This window comes from Candidatus Chlorohelix sp., assembly GCF_037138995.1.
Lineage (GTDB): Bacteria > Chloroflexota > Chloroflexia > Chloroheliales > Chloroheliaceae > Chlorohelix.
On the sequence record NZ_JBAXHI010000040.1, the window covers coordinates 25,845 to 36,046 of the forward strand.

The window sequence follows — 10,202 nt, forward strand, 5'->3', positions numbered from 1 at the left end:
GAAGCAGTTGTGAAAAAATGGCAGTATAAAGTAGTTTGCTATACCTATATTGATAGTAGCGCGATTTGGCTTTCGGTCTTTGACAAAGTAGAAGCGCAAACCATTGAAGAACTAATTGCCCCTTTGGGTGAAGAAGGTTGGGAATTGATAAGTGTAACGGCGGAACTGGCAGTACCTATGGATATGCCTACACCTTCGTATATTCCGGCGCGGGGCAGTAGCGGCGGCATTTTAGACAAAATTCGGGGCGTATCGAACGACAACTCCGGAGGCGCACAATTAATGTTGGCGAGTAGTGGCGGGTTCGATGTGAAAGCCTACCGTGCCTTCTTCAAGCGAAAGAAACCCGGTCTTTTCTAATAGTTGTGTGTAAATAAAGTGCTTCAAAAAAAGAGATAAACCAGAAAAACTAAAAGGAAGCCTGAAAAGGCACATAGTCAAGGCAGGCTAATGCGATATATTCCTAATGTCGCATTAGCACGCATACAAAGCCCATATACCCCCACGCCTATATAAACCTCACACACATATATAAGCAGCTTATATAGGCTATATCTTAAATTAGTTATTTATTGCGCTTACTCTGGATTCAGATATGACACCCGTCAAGTCTTGGTAAGTTTCCAGCACCCTGTCGGCGATAGCTCGCCAGCCAAACTGCTCGGCATGGAGAATCGCTTGGTGCCCAAGCTTGTTGCGGTATTGGGTATCATCCAGCAAATGACGGATGGCGTTAGCCAGTTCAGCCTCATCTCCGGGTGGCACCAATAGCCCGCTATAGCCATCCTTTACGGTGTAAGGCAACCCGCCAGCCCGGCTGGCAATTACGGGAGTTCCACAAGCCTGCGACTCAAGGGCAGCCATACCAAAGCTTTCATAATAGCTTGACATAACAGTAATATCGGCAGCACTATAATAAAAAGGCATTAAGTTTTGGGGTTGAGAGGGCAAGAACTTTACATAATCATCTAAGCCTAACTCTCTTACCATAGATTGAAGGCGAATAGCTTCCGGGTTATCGTCTTGCCCTGCTTTGCTGCCACCGCCCACCACAATCACTTGGGTATCTCGCTCGCCCTTTTCCACCAATTGCCGAATAGCTCCTATCAGCACGTCCACCCCTTTGATTGGTTCAATTCGCCCCACCAGCAAGAGAATATTGCGTGCGGTCAAACCTAACTGGGTACGCGCATCGGCTTTGTGACGTGGCTTAAATAGCTTCAAATCCACCCCACAAGGGACTATATCTATTTTGTCTGCTTCTGCTCCGTATTGCCAACTCAGCGAGGCTTTTTCGGCGGCGGTGGCAGCGACAATTCTATCCACGCTATTCATTAAAACGGCTTCGCGTTCTACACGGGTATTCGGTTCAAGTTCGTTTTCATTTCGCGCAGTTGCATTTTTCAGCAAAGCTAGGGTATGAAACATCTGCACTACCGGAACCCGCCATTTCTCGCTCAACATTAAGCCTGCATATCCACTTAGCCAATAATGTGAATGGATAACGTCATATTTCAAGCCTTCGCTGTGCTGGAAATTCTGGATATTGCGAACAAACTCAGGTAGATGCTCGTATATCTTGTTTTTATTATAAGGTTTGAGCGGACCTGCTGGTAAGTGGATAATACGCGCATTATCGCTCAAGGTATGGGTGAGAGGTGTTATCAAACTTTGGGTACGGGTAAAAACATCTACCATAATACCGCGCCGACCCAATTCTCGGCTTAGTTCGCGTACATAAACGTTCATGCCCCCTGCTTCTTTGCTGCCCAAAACTGCCAGAGGACATGTATGCACGCTAAGCATGGCTACCCTGTAAGAATCTTTATTCATTTTGCTTGAATAACCTCGTTATTTATATGTGATTTATTTTAATACCAAACAAAACTGCTGTTTATATATACAGCTATCTAAATTTGTAAGCTAAGTCCTATAACTAGGAAGATTAGCGCAATCAAAGGTAACCCGGTTTTCAGGATTTTACCTGTACCGCCCAGTTGCAATTGCAATGCTACTTCCAAGAATACTACTACAAATCTCAATCCTAATAAACCGAAACCGAGCGGCAAAAATAGCCCAAATCCTCCAGTAATTAACGCAGTTCCGCCCAGAACAAACATTGCAATAGCCGCGCCGAGATTCATCAGAGCCAGCAGCCAATTGTTGTTGCCGAACCAACTAAGAATACGTATATCTACAGTTTGTTTCTCTTGATTAAGCATATTTGCTTGAGGTGGACTATCAGGTGTAACCGCTCTTCTAGTAATTTGAGGTGATGCTCCTGTTTCTTGGGTTTGTTTCAAAGACCTTTTGCTTTTCGCCATTTCTGTTCTCGCTTATTTTAACTTAGTATATTAAGACCACCCGCATTATGTTTAGCCGAAACGAGGGGGTGTTAACTCCAATAGTAACATCAAATCGCCCGCTATTAAAGAATGACCGCCCAGTAATACGGTCAACCCAGTTTTCTGTTGAACCTCAACTGCTGCGTAGGTAAATTCCCGCAAGTAGGTATCATTAATACCTTCAGGATTAAAAGCATCGCTGTTAAAACGGTCAGCGCGGCTGAAATTATATTTTAAATGGGCAAACAAAACTCGTGTATCAATTGCTACGGCTGTACTCAATTCAGCTAGTTGGGAAAAAAATCTGTGTGGACCCACTTTCTCCAGTAGTAGCCCTGCCAGAGATTTTACCAAGCCTTTAGCTTCTCTACCGCTGGCACGCATACCTCGTTCTTCGCTAAGTATTCGGGTTTGCCCGTGTGCGCGTGTTTCCAGCAAACGATGTACTCCACCACTTACCCTGCCGCTTACCAGCACTTTGCTTTCAAAATGGCTCAATTCGCATAAAAAAGCGTGGGCGTTGCGAGTTGGGAAAGCTTTTTCTTCACTCAAAAACTCTTTGAGCAAGCCCGCTTCTGAATTATTATCAAGCCAGATTTTTAAAGCGGCGCCATCGGTAGGCGTATCTATATCAAAGATGGTACGAAACGTTCGGCTGTTTCCGGGTAATATTTGCCGCCACACCAAATCGGCGCGTTGGCATAAGCTCCATGCCAGATTGTTATCACTATCCGGTAATTCATTACGGGCAACAAGTTTATTAATGGCTTCAGCCGGTTTCCAGCCTATGATATCTGCGCTAAAAAAGTTATTAGCTGTAACAACCTCCGGTTCTTCTTCCAGAACATTAATCAAAGATTGCCATTCGTTAGCAGAGAACAAAGCCGCCGCCCCTGCTCCAGCATAAACGACTACATCTTTGGCTGGCAACAATTGTGCTACTCGACTGAGCGAATAACCAAAATCAAATGTACCGGAGGAGGAAATTTCATTATCGAACAGCAGTTCAACCCCCTCTGGCGGTTTGAAAGAGTAGTCATTGGTTAGCACTAGCATTCTTTCAAAAAGCCCGGTTGCGCCTGCAACTTGTAAAGTAGATACGGCAGCTAATCTTAGCAGCTTATCCATCGCCGATTCTACAGGTGTAAGCGGCGAATCGTTTGGACATCCATAAAACAATATAAGGTTATTAGCCACCTCACTCCTCTCCAGTTACTTTATAACTACCTAAAGCATTTTAGCACATTTAAAAAGCTGGAAAATTTCGGTTGAGTATAAAGGAGGTTGTATCAAAAATGCAGAAAAGAATTACAAAGTGTGCTAAAATAGGGCTAATCTTTATTTATTTTACGCCGTGTAGATACTTATATTAGCTAAATTGGAATACATCTGCTTAAGCTGGTTATTTTTGGTATAGATACCAGTTTCCCTCTAGGATGGGAGTTTACCAATGAAAAGCCCTAAAATTTTGATTGTCGATGATGAACAAACTATTTTACACTATTTGAGTGATGCACTGGATGATGAAGGCTACGAAATATCTACCAAAGCAAGTGGTACCGAAGCAGTTTCTTCTCTGCAAGACGATGTTTATGACCTTGTGCTGGTGGACTTAAAACTCCGGGATATTGATGGTCTTGAAGTTATGCGCGAAGTAAAAAAACGCTCCCCTGATACTGTTGTGATAATGTTAACCGGGCATGGTTCTCTGGATAGCGCTATGGAAGCGATTCGCACTGGCGCTTCTGATTACTTGCTAAAGCCAATCAAGATTCAAGCTCTCAAGGACAGCCTTAAAGAGGGGCTAAAAAAACGCGAAGAAACTCTAAATCAAAAACGGCTGGCTGAACAAGCGCGACAGTTCGCCCGTAGTGTAATTGAGGGTGGCGAAATCCAATCCGCGGCAGTTGCTGAAGTTAAAGGCGTTAAAAGCGAAGACGAAGAAATAATTAAGGTTAATGACGTGGTAGTAGATATAAGAAAACACGAAGTTCGCCGTGATGGCGAGCTAATGGGTCTGACTCCTACCGAATTTAACTTATTGGTTACTTTGATGAACAATGCCGGGCGCGTTTTAAGTTGTAAATATCTGGTAAAACAAGTTCACAATTATGAACTTAGTGAATTTGATAGTCGCTCTATGATTCGGGTTCATATCAAGCACCTGCGACACAAAATAGAGCGTGACCCTAATAATCCCGAATATATTTTGAATGTGCGCGGTTTAGGCTATAAGTTTGGAACTTAATAGGGTTAGGGGGTTATTGCACTATTATTCGGCAGGTTGAAAAACAGACTAAAGTTAATATCTGGCAAAAGCTGATTGCCCCTAACCCGCGCCTAAATCCGGACGAGCAAAGGCACGCCCGGCTTTTTAATATCTTATTGTTGGTTACCGGATTAGGGGTTTTGGTTCTTATTTTATCCACCCAGATACCTGCGCTCCCCAATATTGACTATCGCCAGTTCATCCCCCAATTGGCAGGGTTAGCCATAATTCTCGTATGTTTTCTGTTAAATCGGGTAATATCTTCCAACATCTCTGCTATTATTTTCTTCTTGCTGGTAAACGGCTTGGTACTTATCTATGTGCTTACTTCACCGGATGAGATGTTCGTTATAGATTTGCGTTCGATTTCGACTTTGCTAATCTTGCCCGTAGTTGCATCTTCAGTAATTATCGGGGCTGTTTACTGTTTTATTTTTGCAGGAGTTGGTATTGCCGGTATTTTCATTGTGGCATTACTCCGTGTTAAACCCGGACTCTTCTTGTTGGAGAAGCCAACCGACGTTTTTAATAATGTCAGCGCTCCTGTTGCTCTTTTAATAGTGATGGCGGGGCTATCTTGGTTCTTTGATGCGAATTCGCAAAATCTCATCTCACGTTTGAGAGAGCGAAATTTTAACTTAGATACCCTTAATCGTGAATTGGCTCAAAAGCGTGATGCAGAACGTCAATTATCATTTCAAGTCAACGACTTTACCGAACAGGTTTCATCTTTATTTAACGAGCAAGCCCGTTATATCGATAATCAACTTGCTGCCGTATTACAGGTAACTATTACCATTGAACACTTTGATCAGACTAACGAAGCGATTGCACGCTTAGCTCGTCAGGTGGATTTAACCGCTCAAGAATCTCTCAAAGTAGCTGAAGATGGCACAGGCAATGTGCTGAATGCTTTAAGTTCCTTACTTTTAATCAGTGAGCGTACTCAGGAGTTTGCCAATTCGATGGATGACCTGTACAATCAGGCGCATCAAATCGATCAAATTATTGAATTGATAACCGAAGTAGCTGAGGAAACTAACCTGCTGGCTTTGAATGCTACTATTGAAGCTGCGGGCGCGCGTGAATACGGTAAACGCTTTGCCAGTGTTGCCAACGAAGTCCAACGCCTAGCTAATCGCAGTCGTGATGCGGCAGATCAAGTCAATCGCGTTATGGAAGATTTCCGCCGGGCAATTCAAGCTATTTCTGAAACTGCCCATCAAGGAGTTAATGAAACTACTCCGGTTATTTCAGGTTCGCGCCAGATTAATAGCGCGTTGGATGTGGTAGTGGTAATGGCTGAAAACACTGCAACTCTAGCACGCCAAATAGCTCTATCTAGTCAGCAGCAACGCGAGGCTACCGTCCAGTTAGTAGCTACAATCCGGCATATTTCCGACATTTCTAGGGCTGTATCCCAAGAGGGGAAAGGAGTTTTAAGCAGTTTGGAAGTTCTTTATCAAGCGGTGCTAAAACTTACTGGTAATGAGCAAGCAGACTGATACATAAATGGAAAACTCTAATATCTCTCAACAATTAGCTGCTATTGAAGCCATACTTTTCATATCTGCGGAAGCTGTTAATTTTGCCGATTTGCAAAAGGCTTTGCAAATAGAGCCAAAATGGCTTGAAGAACTTATCACTACCCTTAACGGTGATTACGAGAACAACGCTAGGGGCTTGCGTATTTACAGACATAACAACACCCTACAAATCGTCACTTCCCCTGAAGTTGCCCTTTATATAGAACGCTTTCTCGGTTTACAACCCGCTTCCCGCCTTTCGGCAGCCGCGCTTGAAACCTTGACCATTATTGCTTACCGCCAACCGATTACTCGGCAAGGAATAGAGGCAATACGTGGTGTAGATAGTAGTGGGGTTATAAATACTCTACAAGCGCGTAGCCTGATTGAAGAAGTAGGGCGTGCTGAAAGCATCGGACACCCCGTATTATTCGGCAGCACCATTGAATTTTTGCATCAGTTTGGTCTTAAAAACCTAGCGGAGCTGCCCCCATTGGAAGGTCTCAGCAACACAGCTAAAACTGAAGCCTCTCTTCCCGATGTTACAATGTAGCTATCCAAAATTTGGGACATGTTTTTGTTGTTTAATACAATTTTAATATAGATTTGTATGGTATAAATTGCAGAAATATTGTATTATATAAATATCATGTAAATATTTACCTTATTTTATTATTTAGGTTCAAATTCGCACAAAAAGCTTTGAAAATACGGAATAAATTGAGCTTAGCTGAGTAAATATCATACAGAATTAAAACAAAATCACTTGGCTTTTTAGGATTCTGATTAATGCTTGAGCTTCAAAGACCGCTAATATCTACTAAAATAAAATCTTACACTTTTGTTGAGAAACTCACTCACGAGGCTCGTTTGCCGTACCTGCCGGGTTTGGAAGGCTTACGTGCGGTTGCTGTAATTGCTGTAATACTATACCACGCCGATTTATTATTTATACCGGGCGGTTTTTTAGGCGTTGAAATTTTCTTCGTAATCAGCGGCTACCTAATCACCTCGCTCTTATTGGAAGAGGTGCGCCACACAGGTACTACCAACCTCCAAATGTTCTGGTTCAGACGCGCTCGTCGCTTGCTTCCTGCGGTTTTTCTCCTACTTATCGCAACCTTAGCTTTTTCAGTAACTTTCTTGTCGAGTGAGGTAGCTAGTATTCGGGGCGATGCGCTTGCCTCAACCGGATATGTCACAAATTGGTATCTCATTTTTGAGAATAAATCATACTTTGAGAGCATCTCCAGACCATCGCTTTTAAAGCACTTATGGTCGTTGGCAGTAGAAGAGCAATTTTATATTCTGTTCCCACTGCTACTATGCTTTGTTCTAATAAAATTGCGCCGGATATATGCTTTGCTTATTCTGGTTGTTGGAATTATTGGCTCAACCTTACTGATGGCTGCGCTCTATCTACCGGATGCAGACCCTTCGCGGATATACTATGGAACCGATACCCGTGCTGCCGGTTTGCTAATTGGCGCAGCATTGGCTTATTTCTGGACACCATGGCGCATGCAATCACGGGAAGATAGGGTTCCACCTATACTCCTGGACATTATAGGATTAGCTGCGCTTGGCGGCTTAATCTTTATCTTAATCTGGCTAGATGAATCGAACCCCTTTTTGTATCAGGGCGGTTTTCTGGTAACTGGGCTTCTTACTGCAATTTTGATAGCGGTAGTAGTACATCCCTATAACAGATTTACAACCCGCTTGCTGAGTTGGAACGTAATGCGCTGGATTGGTTTGCGCTCATATGGGATTTACCTTTGGCACTGGCCAATCTATATGGTTACTCGCTCAAATCTGGATGTATCCCTAAATGGGTTGCCCTTGTTGTTAGTACGTCTTGTATTAACCTGTTTGTTTGCCGAGCTTTCTTACATTGTTGTAGAAACACCTATACGTAAAGGCGCTTTAGGTGCTGCTTGGAAATCTTGGAGGGAGGCTAACGGGATTAAGCGTAAAATCCTCGGTTGGCGCTGGAAGATGTCAGTGAGTACATTAATAGTATTTTCACTGGTATTAGTTGCGTCTGTTTCCGCAGCGCACCCTGTTCAAACCCCTGCTTATCTGGCGGAAAATTCCCTTAAAATTACTTATCCCAACATAATAAATACTGTGCTGCCTACTTTTACAGCAACTCCAATTTCAAATTATGCACCCTTGCCAACTTCTACCCCTGAAGCTACTACTGAATTTGCGGCAACCCAAACGCCCCAACCTACCCATACGCCCTCGCCTACTGCTATACCACAAGCAACCCCTACTCCTGAAATACCTTTGCGAGTTACCGCGATTGGAGACTCGGTTATGTTGGGTGCAGCAAAAGACTTGGGCAATCTTATTCCGGGATTAACTCTTGATGCAGAGGTTAGCCGCCAATTCCTACGAGCGAACGATATTCTGAAATCATATAAAAAAGAGGGCGTTCTGGGAAACCTAGTAATAATACATCTAGGCAATAACGGTGGTATCAGCGATCAGCAATTTGACGAACTTATGCAAAATTTAGTAGATATTAAGCGCGTCATATTTGTAAATGATAAAGTTCCGCGCCGCTGGGAAGAGCCAAATAACGATATTATTGCTAGAGGCGTGAAACGCTATCCCAATACACAACTGGTAGATTGGTTTACTGCTTCTACTAATCATCCTGAGTTATTCTGGGAGGATGGGATGCACTTGCGCCCTGAAGGCGCAAAATTCTACGCCGAACTGGTTATCTCCGCGCTACGCTCCTGATGCTTTTAGCTATTCTTAAATAATACTGACCCAAATTCACCACATTTTCCGTGACAGAATCATCCTATTAGCCTCAAAAAGGTCTTGCAGAAATAGTTATAATTAATATTATATGATTATAAATTTCCTAATTACATTGATGGTGGTGAAGTTGTGTTTGGAAAAGAAGAATTTTACCGGGTAATTCTGGATAACCTATTTGATGGAGTATATCTGGTCGGAAAAGACAAAAGAATAACATACTGGAATAAGGGGGCAGAACGCATTACGGGTTACGATAGTAAAGCGGTACTAGGTCGCAAATGTTCCGAGAATCTGCTCATGCACGTAAGTGAGTCTGGTGTTCTCCTTTGCATTACTGGGTGTCCAATTTATGAAACAATTACTGACGGTGCCGTTCGTGAAGCGGAAGTGTTTCTGCATCATAGTGATGGGCATCGTGTCCCGGTATTGGTTCGGGTAGCTCCATTAGTAGATGAGGAAGGTAATATTATTGGTGCCGTGGAAAGTTTCAGCGATAATTCAATTACCATACAAGAACGCAAACGCGCTAATAATTTTCAAAAAGAAGCAATGGAAGATGTCCTCACCGGTATTGGTAATCGCCGCTATATCGAGCATAAACTTCGTTTTTCTCTAGGCGAAGCTCAACAACTGGGTGACCAAATTGGCGTATTATTAATTGATATAGACTACTTTAAAAAGGTAAATGATACTTACGGGCATGATATAGGCGACCATGTTTTAAAAATGGTTGCCCAAACAATTGCTCATAATATTCGAGCAACCGACTTTGTTGGTCGTTGGGGTGGCGAAGAATTTGTTGTTGTATTACATAATATGGATCAAGAGTGGTTGGTGGCAATTTCCGAGAAAATCAGGGCGTTGGTAGGAAAAGCTCAATGGCATACCCCAAAAGGTGAGCTTAAAGTTACTATCTCGATTGGCGCATGTCTTAATACCAACGAGGATACAGTTGATAGTCTGTTTGAGCGTATTGACAAAATGCTCTACCAGAGCAAGAGCGAAGGGCGCAATCGGGTGAGTTATGCTTAAAAATCTAGGATTAATAGTATCCTTTCTAAAAATAGGGTAGGGAGGACAAAATAGAAACGGGCTAAAATAGTGCCTGTTTTTGGGGCAAGGGATGGCTAACAGGAAAATATGGCTTTGTTGAGACTCCTGCTAGCCGCCATTCGCTCTCTGCCTCCTTCAACCGCAACTTCAGAAATTCCTCATAACCTAACTCCTGTCCGATCAAGCCCTTGATCGCTACCCGCTTCACTTCCCGTTGTTCACTCCAAAACA

The 10,202-nt window shown here is 43.1% G+C and carries 10 protein-coding genes; 6 read left to right on the forward strand and 4 right to left on the reverse strand.

Annotated elements, in window-relative coordinates:
- The first annotated feature begins 9 nt into the window (after positions 1-9).
- On the forward strand, positions 10-360 hold the full coding sequence (locus tag WCK19_RS15130) for a hypothetical protein (RefSeq protein ID WP_342398230.1): 351 nt from the start codon (positions 10-12) through the stop codon (positions 358-360).
- Between the two features lie 201 nt (positions 361-561).
- On the opposite strand, the gene WCK19_RS15135 is transcribed toward WCK19_RS15130, so the two are convergent.
- The 3 genes from WCK19_RS15135 to WCK19_RS15145 form a co-directional block, all read right to left on the reverse strand.
- Positions 562-1,833, reverse strand: coding sequence for a glycosyltransferase (locus WCK19_RS15135; protein WP_342398231.1), 1,272 nt, complete (start codon positions 1,831-1,833; stop codon positions 562-564).
- 77 nt (positions 1,834-1,910) lie between these two features.
- The gene (locus WCK19_RS15140) at positions 1,911-2,324 is read right to left on the reverse strand and encodes a hypothetical protein (RefSeq protein WP_342398232.1); all 414 of its coding nucleotides are present in this window, start codon (positions 2,322-2,324) and stop codon (positions 1,911-1,913) included.
- A gap of 51 nt (positions 2,325-2,375) precedes the next feature.
- Positions 2,376-3,542 (reverse strand): hypothetical protein, encoded by a 1,167-nt coding sequence (locus tag WCK19_RS15145; protein WP_342398233.1) that lies wholly within the window; start codon positions 3,540-3,542, stop codon positions 2,376-2,378.
- Between the two features lie 253 nt (positions 3,543-3,795).
- On the opposite strand from WCK19_RS15145, the gene WCK19_RS15150 reads away from it, so the two are divergent.
- The 5 genes from WCK19_RS15150 (at position 3,796) to WCK19_RS15170 (ending at position 9,950) form a co-directional block, all read left to right on the forward strand.
- Positions 3,796-4,593, forward strand: a complete 798-nt coding sequence (locus tag WCK19_RS15150) for a response regulator transcription factor (protein WP_342398234.1) — start codon at positions 3,796-3,798, stop codon at positions 4,591-4,593.
- 161 nt (positions 4,594-4,754) lie between these two features.
- Positions 4,755-6,119: a methyl-accepting chemotaxis protein gene (locus tag WCK19_RS15155; RefSeq protein ID WP_342398235.1), complete on the forward strand. Its 1,365-nt coding sequence runs from the start codon at positions 4,755-4,757 to the stop codon at positions 6,117-6,119.
- Between the two features lie 7 nt (positions 6,120-6,126).
- On the forward strand, positions 6,127-6,693 hold the full coding sequence (scpB, locus tag WCK19_RS15160; protein WP_342398236.1) for an SMC-Scp complex subunit ScpB: 567 nt from the start codon (positions 6,127-6,129) through the stop codon (positions 6,691-6,693).
- A gap of 236 nt (positions 6,694-6,929) precedes the next feature.
- Positions 6,930-8,894, forward strand: coding sequence for an acyltransferase family protein (locus WCK19_RS15165; RefSeq protein WP_342398237.1), 1,965 nt, complete (start codon positions 6,930-6,932; stop codon positions 8,892-8,894).
- A gap of 153 nt (positions 8,895-9,047) precedes the next feature.
- Complete coding sequence (locus tag WCK19_RS15170; protein ID WP_342398238.1) at positions 9,048-9,950, forward strand: sensor domain-containing diguanylate cyclase; 903 nt, start codon at positions 9,048-9,050, stop codon at positions 9,948-9,950.
- A gap of 61 nt (positions 9,951-10,011) precedes the next feature.
- Here the strand turns inward: WCK19_RS15170 and WCK19_RS15175 are convergent.
- The coding region (locus WCK19_RS15175) for a hypothetical protein (protein WP_342398239.1) at positions 10,012-10,202 on the reverse strand (191 nt) is incomplete at its 5' end.

Coding starts and splice junctions, on each gene's coding strand:
- WCK19_RS15135 (WP_342398231.1), bottom strand. CDS start 1,833: ATGAATAAAGATTCTTACAGGGTAGCCATGCTTAGCGTGCATACATGT.
- WCK19_RS15140 (WP_342398232.1), bottom strand. CDS start 2,324: ATGGCGAAAAGCAAAAGGTCTTTGAAACAAACCCAAGAAACAGGAGCA.
- WCK19_RS15150 (WP_342398234.1), top strand. CDS start 3,796: ATGAAAAGCCCTAAAATTTTGATTGTCGATGATGAACAAACTATTTTA.
- scpB (WP_342398236.1), top strand. CDS start 6,127: ATGGAAAACTCTAATATCTCTCAACAATTAGCTGCTATTGAAGCCATA.
- WCK19_RS15165 (WP_342398237.1), top strand. CDS start 6,930: ATGCTTGAGCTTCAAAGACCGCTAATATCTACTAAAATAAAATCTTAC.